19 protein-coding genes and 3 pseudogenes are annotated in these 23,100 nt (G+C 38.7%); 11 read left to right on the top strand and 11 right to left on the bottom strand.

Annotation, left to right across the window (positions count from 1 at the left end; all coding sequences use genetic code 11):
• Positions 1–27: 27 nt before the first annotated feature.
• From G8761_RS06555 to G8761_RS28005, 4 genes and pseudogenes are all read left to right on the top strand, one after another.
• On the top strand, positions 28–1,308 hold the full coding sequence (locus tag G8761_RS06555) for a S1C family serine protease (protein WP_166024828.1): 1,281 nt from the start codon (positions 28–30) through the stop codon (positions 1,306–1,308).
• A gap of 542 nt (positions 1,309–1,850) precedes the next feature.
• Positions 1,851–2,009, top strand: coding sequence for a CxxH/CxxC protein (locus G8761_RS06550; protein ID WP_166024826.1), 159 nt, complete (start codon positions 1,851–1,853; stop codon positions 2,007–2,009).
• A 101-nt stretch (positions 2,010–2,110) separates the two neighbouring features.
• Positions 2,111–2,590, top strand: coding sequence for a 23S rRNA (pseudouridine(1915)-N(3))-methyltransferase RlmH (rlmH, locus tag G8761_RS06545; RefSeq protein WP_166024824.1), 480 nt, complete (start codon positions 2,111–2,113; stop codon positions 2,588–2,590).
• Positions 2,591–3,049: 459 nt separating this feature from the next.
• Positions 3,050–3,323 (top strand): annotated as a pseudogene (locus G8761_RS28005) (IS30 family transposase); the annotation flags it as partial.
• A 780-nt stretch (positions 3,324–4,103) separates the two neighbouring features.
• On the opposite strand, the gene G8761_RS06535 reads toward G8761_RS28005, so the two are convergent.
• On the bottom strand, positions 4,104–5,111 hold the full coding sequence (locus G8761_RS06535; protein WP_166024822.1) for a DUF3231 family protein: 1,008 nt from the start codon (positions 5,109–5,111) through the stop codon (positions 4,104–4,106).
• 410 nt (positions 5,112–5,521) lie between these two features.
• Positions 5,522–6,151, bottom strand: a pseudogene (locus G8761_RS06530) (IS3 family transposase); the annotation flags it as partial.
• A gap of 226 nt (positions 6,152–6,377) precedes the next feature.
• On the opposite strand from G8761_RS06530, the gene G8761_RS06525 reads away from it, so the two are divergent.
• From G8761_RS06525 to G8761_RS06515, 3 genes are read left to right on the top strand one after another with little or no spacing between them, the layout of a single operon-like run.
• Positions 6,378–7,913 carry a spore germination protein gene (locus G8761_RS06525; RefSeq protein WP_166024818.1) on the top strand — a complete coding sequence of 512 codons (1,536 nt, stop codon included), beginning with the start codon at positions 6,378–6,380 and terminating at the stop codon, positions 7,911–7,913.
• A 28-nt stretch (positions 7,914–7,941) separates the two neighbouring features.
• Positions 7,942–9,021, top strand: a complete 1,080-nt coding sequence (locus G8761_RS06520) for a Ger(x)C family spore germination protein (RefSeq protein WP_166024816.1) — start codon at positions 7,942–7,944, stop codon at positions 9,019–9,021.
• Positions 9,022–9,047: 26 nt separating this feature from the next.
• Positions 9,048–10,136 (top strand): GerAB/ArcD/ProY family transporter, encoded by a 1,089-nt coding sequence (locus tag G8761_RS06515; protein ID WP_166024814.1) that lies wholly within the window; start codon positions 9,048–9,050, stop codon positions 10,134–10,136.
• 431 nt (positions 10,137–10,567) lie between these two features.
• Here the strand turns inward: G8761_RS06515 and G8761_RS27040 are convergent.
• Both G8761_RS27040 and G8761_RS06500 read right to left on the bottom strand, forming a co-directional pair.
• Positions 10,568–11,455, bottom strand: a pseudogene (locus tag G8761_RS27040) (IS3 family transposase); the annotation flags it as partial.
• 68 nt (positions 11,456–11,523) lie between these two features.
• Entirely contained in the window at positions 11,524–12,552 is a 1,029-nt protein-coding gene (locus tag G8761_RS06500; RefSeq protein ID WP_166024810.1) for a zinc-binding alcohol dehydrogenase family protein, read from the bottom strand.
• 132 nt (positions 12,553–12,684) lie between these two features.
• Here G8761_RS06500 and G8761_RS06495 point away from each other — a divergent pair, with 132 nt between their 5' ends.
• Together G8761_RS06495 and G8761_RS06490 are read left to right on the top strand one after the other, a co-directional pair.
• Positions 12,685–13,329, top strand: a complete 645-nt coding sequence (locus G8761_RS06495) for a LytTR family DNA-binding domain-containing protein (protein WP_166024808.1) — start codon at positions 12,685–12,687, stop codon at positions 13,327–13,329.
• Between the two features lie 128 nt (positions 13,330–13,457).
• Complete coding sequence (locus G8761_RS06490) at positions 13,458–14,972, top strand: acetyl-CoA hydrolase/transferase family protein (RefSeq protein ID WP_166024806.1); 1,515 nt, start codon at positions 13,458–13,460, stop codon at positions 14,970–14,972.
• 215 nt (positions 14,973–15,187) lie between these two features.
• Here G8761_RS06490 and G8761_RS06485 read toward each other — a convergent pair whose 3' ends face one another.
• Positions 15,188–15,331, bottom strand: a complete 144-nt coding sequence (locus tag G8761_RS06485; RefSeq protein WP_166024804.1) for a hypothetical protein — start codon at positions 15,329–15,331, stop codon at positions 15,188–15,190.
• A gap of 1,030 nt (positions 15,332–16,361) precedes the next feature.
• On the opposite strand from G8761_RS06485, the gene G8761_RS27035 reads away from it, so the two are divergent.
• The gene (locus G8761_RS27035; RefSeq protein ID WP_243449912.1) at positions 16,362–16,553 is read left to right on the top strand and encodes an RNA-dependent RNA polymerase family protein; all 192 of its coding nucleotides are present in this window, start codon (positions 16,362–16,364) and stop codon (positions 16,551–16,553) included.
• An 81-nt stretch (positions 16,554–16,634) separates the two neighbouring features.
• Positions 16,635–16,928 carry a group II intron maturase-specific domain-containing protein gene (locus G8761_RS27030; RefSeq protein WP_243449911.1) on the top strand — a complete coding sequence of 98 codons (294 nt, stop codon included), beginning with the start codon at positions 16,635–16,637 and terminating at the stop codon, positions 16,926–16,928.
• A 143-nt stretch (positions 16,929–17,071) separates the two neighbouring features.
• On the opposite strand, the gene G8761_RS06475 is transcribed toward G8761_RS27030, so the two are convergent.
• The 6 genes from G8761_RS06475 to G8761_RS06450 form a co-directional block, all read right to left on the bottom strand.
• Positions 17,072–17,872, bottom strand: coding sequence for a glucose 1-dehydrogenase (locus G8761_RS06475; RefSeq protein ID WP_166024802.1), 801 nt, complete (start codon positions 17,870–17,872; stop codon positions 17,072–17,074).
• A gap of 264 nt (positions 17,873–18,136) precedes the next feature.
• The gene (locus G8761_RS06470) at positions 18,137–19,258 is read right to left on the bottom strand and encodes an NADH-dependent flavin oxidoreductase (RefSeq protein WP_166024800.1); all 1,122 of its coding nucleotides are present in this window, start codon (positions 19,256–19,258) and stop codon (positions 18,137–18,139) included.
• 166 nt (positions 19,259–19,424) lie between these two features.
• Positions 19,425–20,438 carry an LLM class flavin-dependent oxidoreductase gene (locus G8761_RS06465; protein ID WP_166024798.1) on the bottom strand — a complete coding sequence of 338 codons (1,014 nt, stop codon included), beginning with the start codon at positions 20,436–20,438 and terminating at the stop codon, positions 19,425–19,427.
• A gap of 147 nt (positions 20,439–20,585) precedes the next feature.
• The gene (locus G8761_RS06460; protein ID WP_166024796.1) at positions 20,586–21,593 is read right to left on the bottom strand and encodes an LLM class flavin-dependent oxidoreductase; all 1,008 of its coding nucleotides are present in this window, start codon (positions 21,591–21,593) and stop codon (positions 20,586–20,588) included.
• A 24-nt stretch (positions 21,594–21,617) separates the two neighbouring features.
• On the bottom strand, positions 21,618–22,583 hold the full coding sequence (locus G8761_RS06455; RefSeq protein ID WP_338000918.1) for a TIGR03571 family LLM class oxidoreductase: 966 nt from the start codon (positions 22,581–22,583) through the stop codon (positions 21,618–21,620).
• Between the two features lie 20 nt (positions 22,584–22,603).
• Positions 22,604–22,927 carry an ArsR/SmtB family transcription factor gene (locus G8761_RS06450; RefSeq protein WP_166024892.1) on the bottom strand — a complete coding sequence of 108 codons (324 nt, stop codon included), beginning with the start codon at positions 22,925–22,927 and terminating at the stop codon, positions 22,604–22,606.
• Positions 22,928–23,100 lie beyond the last annotated feature (173 nt).

The raw sequence follows: 23,100 nt of genomic DNA, 5'->3' as shown, positions 1-23,100 counted from the left end.
TCTTTTAAAAGAGAGGGATGGTATAGAATGGGTTATTATGACCAGGATGATCAAAGTCGTTACAAGGAGCCTAAACCACAAAGGAGAGGCGGAATTTTTCTCCCAAGTCTTTCAGGAGCAATTATTGGTGCTTTACTCGTAGTTCTTGCAACGCCTGCATTATCCGATTATGGTGTCCTTCCATATAAAATTCAGTCATCAGAGCAGCAGGTCGCAGATCAATCAGCTATTCCAGATACGAGTAAGCCTGTAACTCAAAAGGTTTCATTGGATGTTGAAAATGACACTACAAAGGCTGTTAATAAAGCAGGCGGTGCAGTTGTGGGTGTTACCAATATCCAATCAACCAGCGGAGGAGGCAATGGCTTCTGGTCCGATGGACAGCAGGATCAACAGGGACAGCAGGATCAGCAGGGACAGGAACAAGCTGCAGGTACTGGATCTGGGGTTATTTATAAAAAAGCTGGAAATAAAGCATATGTAGTAACAAATCATCATGTTGTTGAAGATGCAACAAGGCTCGAAGTAACTTTTACGGATGGATCAAAGGTTCCAGCAAAGCTGCTTGGCAGCGACGTATTAACAGATTTAGCCGTTCTGGAGATTGATGCCGCCAAGATAAAAAAAGTTGCTGAGTTTGGTAATTCAGATAAATTAAAGCCAGGTGAACCTGTTATCGCAATCGGAAATCCACTAGGTACAACATTTTCAGGTTCTGTAACAAAAGGAATTGTATCTGGTTTGCAGAGAACGATTCCAGTTGATATAAACCAGGATGGAGTAGTAGATTGGCAGTCAGAGGTTATCCAGACTGATGCTGCTATTAATCCTGGTAACAGTGGCGGCGCTCTAGTAAATGCAGCTGGACAGGTTATTGGAATTAACTCAATGAAAATTGCACAGAATGCGGTTGAAGGAATTGGACTTTCCATTCCAATCAATTCTGCTATACCAATTATTAATGACTTAGAAAAGTATGGTAATGTAAAACGTCCATATATGGGACTTGATTTAAAATCAGTAAATGAAATTCCAGCTTATTATCAGCAGGAAGCACTCAAGCTGCCAAAGGACGTTGATTATGGTATTGCCATTCGCCAGGTAGTTCCAGGCTCACCGGCAGACAAAGCTGGACTAAAGGAAATGGACGTTATTGTTGAGCTTGATGGAAAAAAGGTAAAAGATGTTCTTGAACTTCGCAAGCATTTGTATACTGATAAAAAAGTCGGCGATAAAATGAAATTGAAATTTTATCGAGAAGGTAAATTACAGGAAGCTACACTTAAATTATCAGGTGAAAGTCTGTAAAAGAAATGAGGGGGCATGAATGCCTCCTTTTTTTGTCATTTAGGAAATTATAGATTTTCACCATGAGCGTAACTCCGAACTAGGTTATTGTAATCCAGCTCCAGCGCCCAGCCAGTTTTCCTCGAGAATAAGCTTCTCTGAATATCTTGTGAGGATCATGACTGATAGGTGATGATTCGAACAGCTTGGGGTCATAAGCCAAATCACTTCAGAAATCAGGACAAGGAACGCTTCGGAAGCATCCGCATCGCACGAAGGAAAAGCTTTAGCTTTTCCGAGGATGACTACGTGATTCGTCTTATGCCTGTTGGAGGCCCACAGGACGTGGGTCAGAAAGGCGTTGGCACAGGACGTGGCGTATTTAGCCTTTCATCATCTGAACAGGGCGCTTGCGCCTTTTATTTGTTCTTTTGTTGATAACTTTTTTCGCAAGATGATATTATCGTTTCCAGGTTATATTGTGGATAAGCAGAAAAGCATGTCTTGTAGAAGAATAGTGTACAATAAGAAAAAGAAAAAGAGATTTAGGAGATGAATAAAAGTTGATTTATTGCTGTAAAGAACATATAGAGCAAGCCCTTGATACGATCGTGGATGAGTATGAAACCTTTCCGTTGATGACGAAAATTGATGTGGATAATTTATCAACAGCCTGTGAATATTGTCGAAATATGGCTGTATATATTGTAGCAAACAAATGATCCCATACAAGATGTGGATAAAAAATGTGGATATGTGGATAAACCCTGTGGATATCTTGTTTGTAAACTGTTTGTAATCTTTTTGTAAAGGGCTGTGGATTGTGAATATATCTATTGTTACGGTTGGGAAGTTAAAAGAAAAATATTTAAAACAAGGAATAGACGAATATCTAAAGAGAATGACTGCCTATGCAAAGGTAGAAGTGATGGAAGTTGCCGATGAAAAAGCTCCTGAGGAATTAAGTGAAACGGAAATGGAGCAGGTCAAACAAAAGGAAGGGGAAAGAATACTCGCTAAAATTGGCGATGATGTACATGTCATTGCCTTAGCTATAAATGGTAAGATGCGCTCTTCCGAAGAGCTGGCGAATACACTCGATAAACTTGCAACCTATGGAAAAAGTAAAATAGCATTTGTAATAGGCGGTTCTCTAGGGCTCAGCGACAAGGTCCTGAATCGTGCAAATGAAGAGCTTTCTTTTTCAAAAATGACCTTCCCGCACCAGCTCATGAGGCTGATATTGGTCGAGCAGATATACAGGGCATTTCGGATTAACCGGGGAGAACCGTATCACAAATAGTGGTAAAGCAGAAAGTTGAGGTGGTACTAGATAGTGCGTGGCTAGAAAAATAAAAAAGCAAGATAATTCTGGTGGGAAAATATAGTTTATAGTGAATTTGACTTTATTTAGAATTAAACAAAATGAAAAGGAGAAATAATTAAGTTCCCGCTCCACCTGTTTCAACTTTATACACACAAGCAACTAAGTACTATTACAAGAAACTTAAGTAACAAAAAAGAAGCAAGAGTAGTATAATCTGTACCCTGTAGAGTAGACACTTTAAAAAAGATAGGGTTCGCAGAAAGGGGGATGAAATAGAGGGGTTAACGTTAGCGCAGACCAAAAATTTATCCTCATCCATTCCGTCATTGAAAAATACGGGGTGAAGGACATGTTCGTCACCTTTGTGCAGCTGCCGGCGTCTCACTTTCCAATACTATAACTTCTACTCCAAAAAGGCCATCGAAAGGCAGCGGATTTCATCGGTTTGCCGAGAAGAAAATCCGCAAGGAAGAATGGTCACCTGATGCCGTCTGCAGCCGAGCCAAACACCAACACCTGTTTGAAAGTTTCCAAGTCTGTACTAAGACCCTTTACAACTATATTGACAGAGGTTCATTGCAGTCAAAAACATTGACCTGCCCATAAAAGTCCGCCTGAATACTAAAAAACTGAAGACCCGTAAAACAAAAGAGTCCTAGGCCGCAGTATTGAGGAGCGCCCCATCGAAATCGCTGACCGACAGGAATTCGCGTAGATGTTATCGAAAGGAAAATACAATTTACAAATACAAATACTATATTTGATAAAATAGATTTTAAAGATAATCCTAAATTGCAATATTAAATGCAACACCTACCCCCTGCCTGTTTGCGTTCATATTAATGATAATTTTCAATTAATTCCTCTAACCCATTAGCTCAAAAAGAAAAAAGCCGGCTATATTTTAGCCGAATTTTAAACTATAGCCCCCTTTAGTTACATATCACATTTATCTTGCTGGCTATGTTGATTTTGACATAAAATTAAGGGAACACCGCTAGGTTGGTTATTCCCTTTCGATTCCTTTACGGTATACATACAGTTTAATAATTGTTTCTTTAATAACTTTTTTAGCAGTATTCCCAGAATAACTCCAGGAATTACGCCTCGCATAGGAATCCAAACTGTTCCCAGCATTATTCCAAATAATTTTACTTTCGCCGAATAATCCCAAAGTAACAAAATATGCTGAAAGAACAAATGATATGAAAAAATATGGTTCCTTATCTCCACTGCATCTTTATAAGCATCCCATATATAAAAAAAGTATACACAAGGATAAAACATAATCCATTGATATTCGGTTTAGTCAATCGCTTTTTCAATTTCACCGTTAAAACTATGTATGATTACTTCATTAAAATGAGATTTAACATTAATAACAAATAATATAAATATTTATCCCTTTGAAGTATTTTACATTCAGTTATTGAGCAAACCTCGGAAAAGCGATGCACCAAAATAATCGTTCTTTTGCATCCACATTGTTTTAATCCTTCGCTAAGTTTTCGTGGTCGGTGGCAGTAGGAGGTTGTTCCATCCATCCATTTTCTATTAAAAGATTAATACCATCTTCTGCAATTAATGCAATTTCCATATTCATTCGTGCGTAATCAGCCGACAAGTCTCTTCTTTGACACATTGATAAAGCCTCCCCATAATAACCAAGTGCGGCAGATAGTAGTGTTGCTATATGGAAAAGCATAAGCTTATCAGAAAAGGGAGGTACGGTTGAATCGGTTACTTCTGATTCAAATATCCTTGGTTCATGGAGATTCTCCTCTTCTAACATTAAACCTAGTATATGAAAGTGTCTTTTACAAAGTTTTCGAGCACGTTCGAAATACTCTCGTACTTCTTTAGATTGGCATACTTGGCTGAATCCTAACTCTAAAACCATTTTCACCATAGTTTTTTGCATATTCAGATGTGCACCACTGATTTCGATTGCATTTATCGGTCTTCGCTTTCCGAACCAACCAGTCAAATAGTTTTGTTTCCTAATAAAATCAATCTTTTGTTTATTATTTAATGTAGGAGGTTTACTAAGAATTCCCTTAGATAAGGCGACGGTAGTTACCCTATCATATAATTCCAATGTTTGAGAAGTACATTCAATTAAATATTTTCTGACATCCTCACGTATACTGACACTTGTAGCACCTGCATATCTCGTCATACCGTGTATCGCCATAATTTGCAAATAAACAACCTTAAATGTATCCGTAAATAAAGTAGGGGCATTTACGGTTACATCTTCATCTGTGAACCCTATTGGAATAGGATAATTTTCTTCAGTTAAAAACTGTTTCACTTTTTCTATATGGGTTTCTGATAATTGTAAGGCAAATTGAAGTAAAGCACGAGTATCTTCATCTTTGGCATCATTTAATAAATAGCGAAGAACACAACGTGACATAGTATCATTAATATATTGCGACCAGATGATACCATATTCTGAAGCATTAATTTTTTCTTGGTTATTGATCTGTTCCATTTTTTTATCCCTCCTAACTTTTCATAAGTATGTTAACCAATAACAAAAATTTTATTTGTTAAAAACTTCTGAGAAGATAAAATTTATTACTTCTATATACGAATTAACAACCAAGGAAAATGTATTGATATGTTTTAAAGGGTATAATAACTTTAGTGTTATTGTTTAATAACACTAAAGTTCAATGTGGAGGGATGTTTTTGAATACTTCATTAAGAGTCATAATGACAGCCCTAATTAGAGTGTTGGTTAGAATATATTTCTTAATTGAAAAGATAAGCGTTAAGTTATCTTCATCACTGAGTATGCCAACTTTAACATAGGGGACAGGTATTCCTGATATATTTCTTACCACATTGTTAAAAAAAATGAGCACTTTGATCTGACCCAATAAAGTTAGACAAATATTTTTATGCAACTTTTAAGACCTGAGTTCGGTACTCCACCGGACTCAGGTCTTTTAATTTTGCCTTCATTCGTTTGTGATTGTAATAGTAAATATAGTCTGCTAATTCCCTTTCAAAATGTTCAATACTGTCAAATTCCTGTAGATAAAGGAGTTCTGACTTTAATAAGCCAAAGAAATTTTCCATAACTGCGTTATCCAAACAGTTACCCTTTCGGGACATCCTCTGTTTAATCTGGTGTTGTTCTAATGTTTTTTGATACTGTTTCATTTGATAATGCCAACCTTGATTTGAATGTAGAATTACTTGTTCTCCTAGCTGAATACGTTCAATCGCTTGATCTAACATATCGACCACCAATTTGTAAACAGGACGTTTCATGACGGTATACGCTATAATTTCGCCATTACACAAATCAAGTACTGGAGAAAGGTAACGTTTCTCACCGAACAGGTGGAATTCTGTGACGTCGGTTACCCATTTTTGATTCATTTTCTCGGCAGAGAAATCGCGATTTAAACCGTTCGGAGCGATTTTGCCTACATTTCCTTTAGATGAACGGTACTTCTTCAGGCGTACCATGCATTTTAAACCGATTTCATTCATTAACCGATTGATAGTTTTGGGCTCCAGTTTACATAATATAAATATAGCTTAGAGTAAGCAAAGGACCATGATCCTAATAGAAATAATCCCTGTAGGGGTAGGATAGGACAGCAAAAGTTCCTGGGTAAATAGGTGTTCTGTTTGTGTCCTTTCCGTTCTCCCCCCTGTTTATAAAACGGATTTACATAAATATGGGGATGCCTTTACATAATATAGAAGGATATGAATTCCTTTGTAATAGGGAGGTGATTAGATGTTCTTCAAAAAACGAAAGATTAGAAATAATAAAGACAAACAGGCCGTGACTGATAATTCACAAGATATTGGCCAGCTGTTTGCTAAGGTTAAAAAATCCAGTGATTTTAAACAATTTCCACTTACGGATGAATCGGGACATTTAATCATTTCTTACTACAATACACTGGTCGATCAACAACAACTCCAACTGAAAATTTTAATGATTTTCCGAGAGACCCCTTTTGAACTAGACAGGCTAGAGAAAATTGATGACATAAAGAAAATTATCGCAATAGAAGATATTGTAATAACGGATAATCGGAACGAAGCTGAATCAAAGTTACTTAAAGGGTATGCGATACTTCAAATGAAGGAAAATGATCAAAGGGTTGCATTAATTCTCTTATCTAATGATAAAGCTGGATTGCGTGAACAAAATAACGTTGAAAATGAGTTTAGTGTGGTGGGGCCACAAATTGGATTTCTTGAGAATATTGATGTAAATATACATTTATTAAGACAACAAATAAATACAACTGATCTAATTACGAAGGAAGTAAACATTGGTTCTACTTCAAATACTCGAGTTATTATTGCTCATATTGATGGGATTACGAGTGAGCAGCATGTTAATACCATGACCCAACGGCTTCAAGATATTGATTTTGATGTCATTTTTGATACTTCTCAGCTGCATCAATTTATAGAAGATGATTCCCTTACACCGTTTCCTTTGCTTCTTCCAACTGAACGTGTGGATAGGGTGGTTCAAGCTCTTATTAACGGACAAGTAGCTGTTTTAAGTAGTGGGTCGCCATATGTCATTACAGGTCCTTCTACGATAATTGATTTTTTTATTTCACCTGAAGATTACTTTCTCCCATGGATTCTTGGATCTTTTTTTCGTTTAATACGGGTATTCAGTGTCCTTTTCTCCATTTTTGGAACATCTATTTATATAGCCGTTATCACTTACCATTACGAGATGATTCCAAACGATTTATTCGGTTCACTTAGTAATTCTCGTTATAGTGTCCCGTTTCCACCGGTATTAGAGGTGATTTTTCTGGAATTCACGATTGAACTATTACGTGAAGCGGGAGTCCGGTTACCTACAAAGGTAGGACAAACATTGGGAATAGTGGGCGGTATTGTTATCGGCCAAGCGTCAGTTGAGGCGTCCCTTACAAGTAATGTCTTACTCATTATAGTCGCCTTATCTGCCTTAGCTTCCTTTACTACCCCAATTTATAAAATGTCGAACACTATACGTTTTTTACGTTTTCCATTAATTTTCTTCGCATCTATTTGGGGGGGACTAGGCATCGTTATAGGGATTGCCTTTTTAATCATTCACCTTACACGGTTAGAATCTTTAGGAACACCCTATACCGTTCCATTTTATCCTTTTAGGCCTGAGGATTTAACGGACAGCATTATCCGTTCCTCTTATAGTAAAACATCCAAAAGGCCAAATTACTTACGTCCTAAATCAATTTGGAGATACCACCCACATAATCACAAAAAAAAGAAAAGTGATTTTGATGAATAAACAGGAAAGGATAATAAAGGTGAATTAAATGAAATTATGTTTTCTGTCAATTTTTAGCTTGCCTTTCTTTTTATCAGGGTGTGGTATACATGAGAGGATCATTGATGATGTTCAGATAATTGAAGCTCTAGGATATGATCGGGAAGAAGGCAAAGTCAAAGGAATTGCTATTTATCCTACTTTCGCCGAACAGGGAAATGTCAAATTGAAGATTTATAAAACGGTGTCTGATTCATATGAAGACATACTCCCGAGAATGAATGCAAAATCAGCCTATCCTATTGAGACAGGAAAATTAGATTTTGTATTGTTCGGCAAGGAATATGCCACACAAGGGATCGAAGATGTTATCACTAATTTTGCCCGAAATCCAAATACGGGGAGTCGAATGCAGTTGGGCATTGCTGAAAACACAGCCGAAGATATACTTCAATCCAGTAAACATGTGAATCTTTCATTCCATTTAAGTGAAAAAATCAATCAAAACATTGAAAGTGGTAATTTGCCAAAAATGAATCTGCACATGTTTTTGAACAATTCTTATCAAGAAGGGAGGGATCAAATTTTACCTTACCTTATCCTAGAGGAAGGTCAAATTAAAATTGACGGGTTAGCCTTATTAAAGAACGGGAAGTACATAAATCATATTAATTTAAGAAAGTCCTTTATTCTAAAAACATTAATTGATGGGTCTCATAATGGGCAATATAAAACCAAAATCACACAAAATAAAAAGGAAGGTTTTATTCTCTTGAAAAACCTGAATGCAAAAACTACATATACGGTTGAGAAAAGCGAAGGCATTCCGAGGATATTCATCGATTTAACCATCCATGCAGAGATTGAAAAAGCATCATCCTGGTTTGATTTGAAAAAAGACAAAGATATTGTAAAATTGAAACGAATTTTAAATGAACACTTTAAGGAAGAGGTCCAAAGTTTAATTTCACTGGCACAAGGATACAATGTAGATCCCATTGGGTTGGGAGAAAAGGTTAGAGCCACCTCAAGAAATTGGGACTATCAACGGTTTATGGACATATACCCAGAACTAAAAACCACTGTACACACTAATGTTTACATCCTAAATACAGGTATTGAAGAGTAAGTCTACATGATAAGAGGAGGAACCACGTGAAATCATTACTAGACGAACGACATTTAGTATCTTCCTTTTACGTTTTCTTTCTAATCTTCACGAATATTATTGGCATAGGAATCATGAGTTTTCAACGAGATATAACGAAGGACGCAGGTTATGATGCATGGATTTCCATCATTTTATCAAGTATAAGCATTCATATACTAGTTTGGATGATCTATCGAATTCTTGGAATTGCTAATAATGATGTCATACATGTTCACAAATTTTACTTTGGAAAATGGATTGGCGGACTGTTCAACATTTTTGTGATTTTCTACTTTCTTATATTAGCTTTAATTGTTTTCCGTGTTTATATTGAAGTTGTTCAAGTTTGGCTGTTTCCCTTAATGAAGACATGGCAAATAAGCCTCATTCTTCTAGTCCTCATTTATTACGTTGTATCAGGTGGATTCCGCGTGATTACTGGAATGTGTTTCTGGGGAACTATCATACCTTTTATTATCCTGTTTCCCCTTAATTTTTTTTCATTGGAATTTGCCAATTTTCACAATTTATTACCCGTCTTTAACCACTCTGTGAAGGAAATCGTATCATCCTCTAAAGCTATGTTGTTTCAGTATGTTGGCTTTGAGACCTTATTCATGTTCTACCCATTCATAAAAAATCCAGACAGATCACAAAAATGGGCCCATATTGGACTTTTGTTCTCAAGCTTACTTTATCTAATAATAGCGCTCATCACATTTGTCTTCTTTAGTGAAGGACACTTAAACCAGACAATATGGCCAACATTAACTCAAATGAAAATTGCGAAATTCCCTCTAATAGAAAGAGTCGAATTTATTGTTGTTTCGATGTGGTTACTTCTCATATTACCCAATATCAGTGTGAAAATATGGGCAGGTTGTCGTGCTATTAAGAAAGTAATAAATGTGAAACAACGTATAAGTCTGTTCATTGTACTGGTCCTATTCTTTATTATAGCTAATGTGCTCAAAGAGAGGAGTCAAATAGAGCGATTGAATGAAATGTATTCAAACATTGCTTTTTACTTTGTGTATCTATATATCCCTTTTCTCTTTTTGCACATTCATATTAAGCATAAAATAACTAAGTAGGATAGATAGCTTCTAGAAACTTATAATACAATCTGGGCAGATCGTTTTGTAAGGATTCAACAGAAAAGGTCAGCAGTTACATTTGGGAAGGGGAATCATTCCAAATCACAGAAATTACAATGGATGATCCTAAACTAAGTGAGGTTTTAATTCACCTTATTGCGTCGGGGATTTGTCACACTGATGTTCTCCAAGCTTACCATTTTATATTTCACCATTGGTTCTTGTAAATTTATGTATCATAACGCATTTTGTTGGTTTGAAGTTAATTAGGGGGTTTGTAGGAATGGGAGTAAGTAGGGTATGTGCAATTATACTTGGAATAAGCCTAAGAATCTTAGTTTTAATATTAATTACAGATTCAAATAAGAAAAGAAAATTGAAGAGAACCATTTGATTGATTAATGATGTTCTGGTATGTCAACACTAATCTAGACAATTTTTTTAAGGTGTTTTTGCTTGTAATCTATCGGACTTACATAACCAAGTGTCCCATGGATTCTGATGTGATTAAACCAGTGAACGTAGTCATGGAATTCCCTTGTTAATTCTTTTAACTATCAAAATGTTGGCCTTTAACAAATTCTGTTTTAATGATTTTGAACGTCGCTTCAGCTACGGCATTATCATATGGGCAGCCCTTCATACTTAGGGATCGTTGAATATTAAATGTCTTTAAAGCATCATCAATCAACTTGTTTTTAAACTCATTTCCACGATCCGTATGAAAAAGCTGGATCTTATTAAGATCGACCTTATAGAGGCTAACGCACGGTAGACGAGTAATGCATCTTTGTTTGACCTGTGCTGAAGCCCACGATTTCTCGATTAAAGAGATCGATAAATACACATACGTAATTCCATTTTTGATTGACTCTTACGTACGTTAAATCGCTTACGATTGCGGTCATTTCTTTTTCCTAGTTGAACTCACGGTTCAGTTCATTATTCTGTTCTGATTCATTACTGGATTTCGCATGAGGCTTAAATTGGGCTACCGTGTAAGAAGAAACCAGGGCCTGCTGCATAATCCACCCGATTCTTCGTCTAGAATGGTCCCATAATTTTGACGGCTTGCATGAAAAATGTCGACCACATCGGTGGTAATGTTATCCTCTGCTTTTCTTTCTTTCTTTCTTTTGCTTCATAATAATAGGTGCTTCTAAGGATTTGTAGGATTTTGCACATTGCTATCGAGTATTTGTGTTGGTTATTCTTGATTAAATTTACTTTCCTCCTAGTATCAGTGCGGCTTGCTTTAAAATGTCATTTTCCATTTCAAGTTGCTTATTTCTTTTTCGGAGTTCGATTAGTTCTTTGTGCAATTATCGAATCACCGATTTATCGGGAAACGGCATTGTTTTTTATACTCTCTGCAAACAGGTTTTTAAACAAAACCTTCTAGTACAATTTTACCAATCGTCCTATTGCTCTCCAAAAATTTGTGGGCTTGACGGAGATTTTCTGCTGAGATCGGTCCAAGGACTTCGGCCAGTGTTGTCTTTAATTTTTGATGGTCCACAGCATCAGCAATACGATTAAGCAATAGATGCTGCTCAATCATATCATCTGTTTCGTAAACAGGGCGAGTAAACATAAACTCCCACACGTAGGTGACGCTTTTTTGCTTAAGCAATTTGAGGTCCAGCGGAGAGGTTGGATCATCAATTGCGCACACAACACCTTGCGGAGAAATAGCTTCGCTAATACCGGCCCAGTGTTTTTCCAAAGCATTCAGGCAAAAAATGTACGGAACGTTTGTAAATCCAATTGCTTGAAGTTGTGGAAGGAGCGGGTCATGGTGATTAATGGTATAGTCCGCGCCCATTGATTTAACCCAGCTAACAGTTTCCGATCGGGAAGCAGTCCCGATTACAGTAAGCCCCGCTTGTTTTGCAAGCTGAGTGGCAATGGAACCTACACCACCGGCTGCACCAATGATCAGCAGAGCCTTTCCTTTGTTAGGGCCCGGATCTTGGGAAATAGACATTCGGGTAAATAACGCTTCCCAAGCGGTAATGGAGGTTAAGGGAAGAGCTGCGGCTTCCACAAAACTTAAGGAAACAGGTTTGCGCCCAACGATTCGTTCATCGACCAGATGGTATTCACTGTTTCCGCCTTGTCGTGCAATACTGCCAGCATAAAAAACTTCATCTCCCGGACGAAACAATGAACAGTCCGGTCCTGTCTCTTCGACGACTCCTGCTACATCCCAACCTAGAATTTTAGGAACTTCCTCAACTCTTTCCTTAGGAGCTCGTACCTTTGTATCAACAGGGTTGACCGATATGGCCGCAACTTTGACCAAAATGTCACGACCCGTTGCTTTTGGTTTTTCTACAACTACGTCTACCAGGCTTTGGGGATTGTCAATTGGAAGGTAACGAGTTAACCCTACCGCCTTCATTGTATTCATGATGAACCACATCCTTTCCTTATTAGTATACCCTTTATTAGTAATGGCTTAAAATAATTACTATTAGCCTATAAGTTTCTAAGCATCAGTGAAATTTAGTGTTAATATAGATGTGAATGAGGTGTTAATAGTATGGAAGATATAATCTTAGATTCACTGCTGGACGTCATTGGTGAATTATTTTCGGATGAAATTTCAATTGCTGTTTCTAATACAAAAGAATATATCTACTATCGGCCAAGTAAACGAATTGATTTGAAAATTAGCGCCGGAGATCCTATAAAGGAAGGAACGATTGCCCATAAAGCAATGGTGACGAAGCAAAAGGTCTCAGAGTTTATTAACAGAGATATCTTTGGTATTCCTTATCTTGGAATGGCCGTACCATTTTTATATAATGAAAATCTTAAGGGTTGCTTGGTGGCAATTTATCCAGCTTTAACCGATGGAAAATCAGTCGTTACCTTAAAAACAACGGACGGCTGGATTCCGATTCCTTTTTCAAAGGTCGTTTATTTAGAAGCTAAAGATAAAAAAACGTTTATTAATTCAGAAGAGTTATCAGGAACCCATAAATACTCTCTGCAGGAATTCGAATACTTGCTTCCGAAGGATTCATTTATTAGATGCCACCGTTCATTTATTGTAAATATTAATCATATTAAAGCGATTTATCCTGATACCCATTCGACCTTTATACTTGCGATGGATAATGATGAAAGGGTACCAGTCAGCCAATCATATGCCAGTTATTTTCGGAAGCTTCTAGGATTCTAGGATTGTTCTGCTTTAGGACCTAAATTAGCTGTCTTATCTGAATTTTGGGTATTGTAAACAATAATCCTTATCTTGATGATGTTTATGGGTAAAATGATTATAACTATTCATTAAGTGAGGGATTGATTATGGAAAATAAGTTAGATCGAATCAGGGAACCTCATCTAAAGGAACGGGTGGTTACCTCTGAAAAGGCAGGTTCCTGGATTCAAAGTGGAATGACTTTAGGGTTAAGCGGGTTTACACGCGCAGGCGATGTGAAAGCGGTACCATTAGCGCTTGTTAACCGCGTTAAACATGATAAATCCTTTAAAGTAAATGTCTATACCGGAGCTTCCTTAGGCTCGGATGTGGATAAGTTATTTGCTGAAGCAGGAATTTTAGGAAAAAGATTGCCTTTCCAAGCAGATGCGACCATGCGAAAAGGAATCAATAATGGAGAATTTTTATACGTGGATCAGCACTTGTCCCATACAGCAGAGCTTCTTCGTGCTGACGTTATGGATATAGATGTTGCTATTCTGGAAGCGATTTCAATAACTGAGGACGGAATGATTATTCCAACTACATCAATTGGAAATTCCTTAGCATTTGCCCAAAATGCCAAATCGATTATTATTGAAATTAATATGGCTCAATCTGCACATCTTGAGGGGCTGCATGATTTATATGAACCTGGGAAACAAGGGTCAAGGCTTCCAATCCCTCTTGTTAAACCGGATGATCGAATTGGAACTATCGGCATTCCGATTGATGTTGAAAAAGTGAAGGGAATTGTGTTTACGGACCAGCTTGATTCGCCATCGACGATTGTTCCTCCAGATGACGAAACGGTTATCATGGCACAACATTTAATAGAATTCCTTCGAAAAGAAGTAAACTTAGGCCGGTTAACGGAAAATTTAGCGCCATTACAATCGGGGATTGGTTCAGTAGCGAATGCAGTGCTGCATGGAATGTTAGATTCAGAGTTTCACGATTTAGAAGTTTATTCCGAGGTGTTACAAGATGCGGTCTTTGATCTTATAGACGCTGGGAAAGTACGTTTTGCTTCCTGTTGCTCCATCACGCTTTCTGAAGAGAAAATGCATCAGGTATTTTCCAACTTTGAAAAATACCGCAACAAGTTAATGATGCGTCCGCAAGAGATTTCCAATCATCCTGAAATCATCCGCCGCCTTGGGTTAATCTCGATTAATACTGCTTTAGAATTAGATATATACGGAAATGTTAACTCGACTCATGTTTTAGGCACAAAAATGATGAACGGTATTGGTGGTTCTGGTGATTTTGCAAGAAATGCACGCCTTGCTATCTTTGTTACTAAATCCATTGCGAAAGGCGGTAACATTTCAAGCATCGTTCCTTTCGTCTCCCATGTAGACCATACCGAACACGATGTAGATGTTATTGTCACCGAACAGGGTTACGCTGACTTAAGAGGATTGGCTCCAAGGGAAAGAGTAGAACTGATTATTGACAATTGCGCACACCCGATGTACCGCAACCAGCTGCGTGCCTATTACCAAGAAGCACAAACAAGGGGCGGGCAAACTCCTCATGTTTTAGAAAAAGCTTTCTCTTGGCATACGAATTTTGCTAAAAACGGAACAATGCTTGAAGCGGCAGTAGAAATCGTATAGTTGTTTTCATGCGTAACAATTTTTATGATATATCTTTAAAGATTTACGTCAAGTTTTGGTGGTTTTTAATTAATAACAAAAATAAAGAAGAGCCTTTGTACTCTTCTTTTTTATTGTTTTCAGCCTTATATGATTTTCTGAGACGATTCCAGAGGAAAAAAATGATTAAACCGCCGCTTTATAGATACGGCGAATCTTACAATAAGTAATTGAGTTCAAAATATTTCTCTAACAATTAATGCCTCCTTTTCAACAACTTCTAACCTTGTTTTATTTTCATCTTTAATACTCTGTACACTCATATATCCTAATACTTGAACACCATTCTTTCCAGCTCTCGCTTGCTGTTTCATACCCATTTTTACGTTATCTACTATGTCTCTCTTTCAAACACCAATTGTTGCAAGAATGCCCATCATCATCCTTCCTTGAGCAGTTATGGTGTCAAAATGCTCAGAACAGCTTTTGAAGTGAACATGTATAGGGAGATTATAAAAAAACAGTTCAACTGTAAGAAGAAAAGAGTAAAGAATTTCAATTTTACGAGTTTATTAGAGAATATCATGAAAGAGATAACCGTCATAACCTTAATGCAAGTATAAGTGGTGAAGAGGATATTATAGCTATATTGGACGGTCAGCAACGTTTGACTTCAATGTATATTGGTTTAAAGGGTAGTTATGCATACAAACTTCCAAGAATGCGTAGAGAAAACCCTTTAGCATACCCTAAACAACATCTTTATGTTGATTTATAAGCACCTTCAGAAGAATTTGATACCGTATATGATTTTAGGTTCTTAACAGAAGAAGTAGCTGCTGATGATAATACAAATAACTTGCTTACTGGTATAAGGTTTCCGATATTCTAGATATTAAGGATCAATATGAATTTAATCAGTATCTAATAGAAAATGGGCTAAGTTCGATTGAAAAAGAACAATGCAGATAATTGAGCAAAATTGGGATAATGTAAAAAAAGCAATTCGGTACTTGGGATTCCCACGGTGACTGACCGGATTTACCAGCAGGGAGTCGTCCAAAAGCTCTCGTCTATATTAGAGAAGCAGTTCAGCCCCTATAGCTTTGGGTTTCGCAGAAATAAGAATGCCCATCAGGTAATTGAGTAGGCAAAAGAGTATATCCAGGAAGGATATAACTTTGTCGTAGATATTGACCTTGAGAAATTCTTTGACCGGGTTCAACACGACAAGCTAATGTCCCTTGTGGCAAAGTCCATCGATGACAAACCCACACTCAAGTTGATACGCAGATTCCTCCAATCAGGAATTATGAGAAAGGACTGGTCATGCCAAATAGAGAAGGCCTCTACTGAGCAACATTATCCTTAACGAATTGGACAAAGAGCTCGAGAAAAGAGGCTTAAAGTTTGTATGGTATGGACGATGCCAATATCTATGTAAAAAGTCTAAAGGCAGGGGAAAGAGTCAAAGAAGGCATTACTGCCTTCCTCGAAAAGAAACTCAAGTTAAAAGTGAACGAGGAGAAAAGCGCTGTGGGAAAGCCGAATCCACGTATATTCCTTGGAGTAGGTTTCTATAGAAACCGTAATAAAGCATGAGTGTACGTGCCAAAGAAAACCAAGAAAAGATTGGAAGCCAAACTAAAGTAACTGACAAACCGAAACTGGGGAGGAGTAAGTTTGGAGTATCGCATTCGAAAAGTAAATGAACTCGTGCAAGGCTGGGGAAATTACTTTCAAATCGGGGACATAAAGAAATACGCTCAAAGAACGGATTCGCACATTAGAAGAAGATTGAGAGCGTGCCGATGGAAAGAATGGAAGAAAGTGAAGACAAAATACCGAAACCTGATGAAGTTAGGTATCTCAAAAGAAGAGGCATGGAAAAACGCCAATTCCCGAAAGGGATACTGGCGCCTTATTAGAAACCCTGTAATCAATACTGTGTTAATAATCAATATTGGCAAGACTTAGGTTTGAAAAGTCTATCAAATGTGATTTCATAAACTTTCGAACCGCCGTATACCGAACGGTACGTAAGTTGGTATGAGGTGTCGGGGGTTAACCATCCCCCCTCCTACTCGATTTTAAGTTTTTTTCTTAAGAATTAGCTTAATTTATATACTCGCAACCGAACCGCCATCTACCCGAAGGTTTACACCATTAATAAAGGAAGCCTGTTCAGAAGCAAGATAAACAACAGCCGACGCTGCTTCATCAACTGTTCCAGGCCGTTTTACTTCGACATGTGGACGATTTTCCTTTAAAAATTGTTGAGTAGCTTCTTCATAGGTTATATTCAGCTGCTTCGCATTATCTTTTAATAGATTTTCCAACATTGGTGTCATGATAAATGCCGGAGACACAGTATTCACTAGAATTCCCTGTGCGGCATACGCCTTTGATAAGCTCTTTGAAAAATTGATAATTGCTGCCTTTGAAGCATTATAATGAGGCATAAACGAATCAGGCTGAATCCCTGATTCGGATGAAATATTAATGATGCGTCCAAATCCGGCTTTTTTCATAAAAGGGATAACTTCTTTGGTTACGCGGACAGTCCCAAATACATTCACATCAAATATATGCTGCCAGGCCTCTATATCCAATGTTTCAAAATCATCAAATCCACTGGCTATTCCTGCATTATTTACGAGTATATCGATCGATTTGAAGCGGTCGATTGCAGAGGAGACCAGATGTTCCACATCAGATTGTTTCGTTAAATCCGCCTGAACGGCAAGAACATTGCCTCCCAGCTTTTCAATTTCCGCTGCTGCTTCTTTTAATGCTTCTTCACCACGGCCACAAATTACAACATTGGTGCCTTCCTTGGCAAACGCGACGGCAATTGCTTTTCCAATACCTTTACTGCCGCCTGTCACAAGTGCCGTTTTATCTTTTAATCCCAGGTTCACTTTAGATCCAATCCTCCTTCTATGGTCGTCTATTGTTGATTAATATATTAACAATAACTTCTAGTCATAAACTATGGCAGATTTTCTGCTCTAATACTCAATAAAGGAGGGAAACCACTAAGATGGCTTCCCTTTAAAATGTTCTGTCTTGTTTAGTATAAGGTATATTCTTATACTTGCTGAGCAAGGACAATTATCATCACGATGGCCATTTTTTGTTGAACAATTCAAGGAAGTAGAGATGGAATGAGATAAGTGAACTCCTTATACAATAGGAAGCCAGCCAGGGATGCCAGTATAGTACTCCCACATTTTATCAGAAATAGCCAGTTCTTTTTGATCCTTTTTAGATAATGTTGTACGGATTTTGTCTTCTTCACCGGCTTGTACTTTTTGTACCCACTGAGGTTCCATTATCAATTCCCTCCCTAAAGCAATTAAAGGTACACCTGTTTCAAATGCTTTCATCACTTCATCGGGTGTCCGCAGCATCCCAACACCCATAACAGGAACACGATCCCCGACAGGTTCATGGATCATAACAACTCGGGATGTCTGATCGTTATCATCACGGATTGATCCGTTCCAAAAGCCGCCGACAGAAATATGGAGATAATCCAGGTCCTGGTCCGCTAACTTGTCCACTAATTGCAACGTTTCTTCCATGGTGATGCCAGGATTCTCTCTTTCTTCAGGCGATAACCGATAGCCGATGATAAAAGGTTTTGTTGCATGGTCTGAAACCGCTTTTTTAACAGCGTCAACTACAGCAAGCGGGAAGGACATACGTTTTTCCAGCGTTCCACCCCACTTGTCAGTTCTGCGATTTGAGTGTGGAGAAAAGAATTGCTGAATCAAATACGTATTGGCACCATGGATTTCAACTCCATCATACCCAGCTTCGATTGCTCTTCTGGTTGCTTCACCAAATGCTTTAATAATTTCATCGATTTCGTCTGCTGTCATTTCCCGAGGTACCACGGCATCGTCCCGTTCCGCTGCTACCGCACTCGGAGCAATTGGTTGACGATCGAGCAATTCTTCAGGCGGGCACATTCTGCCCCCGTGAAAAATTTGTAAAATCGCCTTTGAACCTTTTTCCTGTATAGCTGTAGCCACACGTCTTAAACTAGGGATTAGGGAATCGGAATCTGCACCAAATTCACCCGGGAATCCTTTTCCATTCCTGGTGACGTATGTGCATGCGGTGATTACAGCTCCTACACCATCGGCCCGTTCTTGATAATACGCAACTTCTTCATCTGATACTTCACCATTTTCATGTGCCGCCGTATTGGTCATGGGTGCCATTGTAATACGGTTCTTTATTTCAACTCCAGAACGGAAGGTAAATGGTTTAAAAGCAGCTTCATATTTTGGATTCATCTTTTTTCTCCTTTTGTTACATCAAGTTTATTAAAAGGTTTTCCTATTTAGCAAATAGATAACATAGACTACAAAAATTTCTTTAACAGGCATTTTTTTATATTCTATACAAAAAAATTTATAGAGATACATTAAAAGCTTGCCATAAGGATCGGCCAGTTTTGACCTATTTTAGCTGAGTAATTTCTGCCAATATTTCATAGGAATGGAGGCGGGCCTTATGATCGAAAACCTGGGCGATTGCCATGATTTCATCGGCTTGACTTTCATCCAGAAACTTTTCCAGCTTTTCTTTTACGATTTGAGGACTGCCGACAATCGAAGTTCCTAATTGATTCTCAAGGGCAGCTATTTCATAGTCACTCGCTATATCTTTAATATTATCCACTGGCGGCTGCAATGGGACTTCCTTCCCGCGCATTAAATTCAGGAACTGCTGCTGCAAAGTTGTAGCGAGCCGCTCAGCTTCTTGATCTGTGTCGGCCGCAATGATGTTTAGCCCTACCATTGCATGCGGCTTGTCCAGTACTTTAGAAGGCTTAAACGAACGGCGGTACAGCTGGATAGCCGGCAGTGTGTTATGCGGCGAGAAATGGCTCGCAAATGCAAACGGCAGTCCAAGCTCTCCTGCCAGCTGGGCACTGTATCCGCTTGAACCTAACAGCCAAATAGGTATGTTTAATCCCTCACCCGGGATTGCTTTAACATGGCTATATCCTTGTGCCAGGGAAGGGTCAAAGTAATTCCGGAGCTCAGCCAGCTGCTCAGGGAAATCTTCTCCTGAACTTCTCAAGTCACGTCTTAATGCACGTGCGGTAAGCTGATCAGTGCCTGGTGCACGGCCCAAGCCAAGATCAATACGTCCTGGATATAATGATTCCAGAGTACCAAATTGCTCAGCAATAACAAGAGGTGCATGATTCGGCAGCATAATGCCGCCTGAACCTACCCGGATTTTTGATGTACCTGCTGCAACATGGGAAATGACTACCGATGTTGCAGAGCTGGCGATAAATGGCATATTATGATGCTCAGCGAGCCAATATCGGTTATACCCCAGCTTTTCAGCGAGCCGGGCCAGCTCCAAAGTATTGCGAAAAGAATCAGCCGGCGTACTTCCATCTCCAATTGGAGAGAGATCCAGCACCGAGAATGGAATATCCGTAATTTGTTTTGGCATATGCTCATCTTCTTTCCTTAAAAATTTCGTTTCAAACCTATAAAAGAATTTACAGGTTGTTCTCTTTTACTGCTTCAATCTAAATCACATTAATCTAACTGATTTAATATCTGCAGAAAATACATCCTTTATTAGACTAGACACTGTTTAATTTACTGCCGCCTGAGCCAAAATTTCATAAGAGCGCAGCCGTGCCTTATGATCAAAAATCTCTGTATGAGCCATAATTTCATCAGCTTTAGTCTTTTCTATTAACTCATGGAGCTGCTGCTTTACACCTGCAGGGTCCCCGATAATGGAAGTGAAAAGCTGTTCTTCAACCGCCCTGCGTTCATTATCGTTCCATAGCGCGTCCATATTATCAACAGGAGGCAAAATGGGCGAAGGCTGTCCGCGGGTTAACAAAAGAAATTTTTGATACATCGAAGTGGCAAGCCTTTGTGCCTCCTGTTTCTCATCAGCAGCCACCACTTGAACGGCTAACAGTACATAAGGATCCTCCAAAAATTGAGACGGACGAAAATAATCGCGGTACAGTTTTATGGCCTCCATCATGTTACCTGGAGCAAAGTGTCCCGCGAAAGAGAATGGTAACCCAAGTATTCCAGCCAATTGTGCACTATAAAACCCTGAACCTAACAGCCAAATTGGCACATTTGTTTTTTCGCCGGGAATGGCGTGAACGCTAAATGAACCATTCTTAGTGGCTGTTCCTGTACCATAAAGATATGCGATAAGCTCCTGAAGCCGGGCATCAAATTCAGGTTCACCAGCAACCCGCTGCCTCAATACATTTGCTGTATATTGGTCGGTGCCAGGTGCCCGCCCCAATCCAAGGTCGATCCGGCCAGGGAAGAAGGTTTCTAATGTTCCAAATTGCTCAGCCACGGAAAGAGGAGAATAATGGGAAAGAAGCATTGCGCCTGATCCAATACGCATTTTTTCCGTGACAGAGGCTACTCGTCCAATTACGATAGGGGATGCTGAACTCGCCATTCCTCCCCAATTATGATGTTCAGCAAGCCAAAAACGTTTATATCCCCACTGCTCTGTTTTCTTTGCTAGATCAAGCGTGTTTTGAAGGGATAGTTCGGCTGATCCTCCCTCGACAATTGGGGAGGGATCTAGTACTGAAAGTTCTATTTTCTTTGTCATAATTCTTCCTCCTTTTTTAATTTTTTAAAGCTGGCCTGAACCTTTATGGGTTGGAAAGTAGGGTAAAACAAATTCTCCAAGTTCCTGGATTACTTCCTCTGGAGGGCGCTTGGAAAAATACAGAACAAACGCCAAATGGTTGACACCAATCGCTTGAAATTGATGAAGTAGATCAACTAAACGGTTTCTTCCCACGGAATAGCCTAAGGGTATGGGGACAGGCATTTCATCGGGATTTTCCAATAAATTGATGAACAAGCTTTGAGAGAAGGGTTTAAAATCTCCTGGAGCATGAACTTCAGTTAAAGCACGATAATCCTGGATAAGCTGCGCCTGTTGAATAATGCTTCTTGGGTATTGAAGCCACCCATCCCCATTCCTGGCTATCCAATTGATAGACTGATTGCTAAATCCAGTCACCATGGTCGGAATCGAAGATACGGGCTTTGGGATTAACCTCATATCTGTACCATCGATCAGCCCGGCGTGGCTGTGGATTGTCGGCTGATCCTCTTTTAACAGCCGGTCGAGAATTTCGAAATTTTCTTTAAATAACGGACCGCTTTCTTGCTTAGATATCCCTAAAGCTGTAAAGTCTTTTTCCCTGTCCCCTGAAGCCACTCCCATAATCAATCGACCTGGAAACAATTGATCGATTGATGCAGCTTCCTTGGCTACCCTGACGGGGTGGCGCAAAGGGAGAACTACACTTCCTGTCACTAACGCAATTTGCTTCGTATAGGCAGCAAGATACGTCAAATAAATCCATAAATCGTACTTTTGGCCGTTATCATCAATATTCAAATTCTGCATCGTAATATCACGGAGCCATAATGAAGCAAAGCCATATTCCTCAATTTTACGGGCAAGCTCCAACTGATTCTCCATAATCGGATTTTTAGACATCCTGGCAGTCGGGAGGATAAATCCGAGTGTCATTTTGTCTTTCTGGTACATGCTGTTATAGGCACGATGATTTTGAAAACTCACTCTTGGTCCTCCTTAAAAGGTTATATTTTTAGGCCTATATACTTTTCAAACTGTTTAATGGTTTCCTCATTGCGTCGATAATAAGTCCATTGTCCAATTCGTTTCATTTCCACCAGCCCGCTCTGCAATAGGAGAGACAAATACTGGGAGGTAGTGGACTGTGATAGTCCTACTTTGCTGCGAATATCACTAACACAAACCCCGCCATCAAAGTCTTTTTCTTTGATGACATGGGCCTGCGGGGAAAAATTATTATCAGGTTCTTTCAACATTTGCAGAATATTTACTCGTATTTGATTTGATAGAGCCTTGAAAATTTCAACTGCCTGTTCGTCATTTATCATATTTGATTCCAGATTCAACGGTGCCCGCCCCTTTCTGATCTTATTAAAATCTATTTTGCTTGGAATGCGTATAAACTAATCGAACAAAAGGATATTGATAATTTGCGATATCTCTATATTATTTCCCTTTATACCCAAAATCAAATTTTATGCTTTAGACAGGGCTAGGAAAC

The sequence above is a fragment of the Neobacillus terrae genome (genome assembly GCF_011393025.1).
Lineage (GTDB): Bacteria > Bacillota > Bacilli > Bacillales > Cytobacillaceae > Neobacillus_A > Neobacillus_A terrae.
This window is presented reverse-complemented; position numbering and strand designations above follow the sequence as displayed.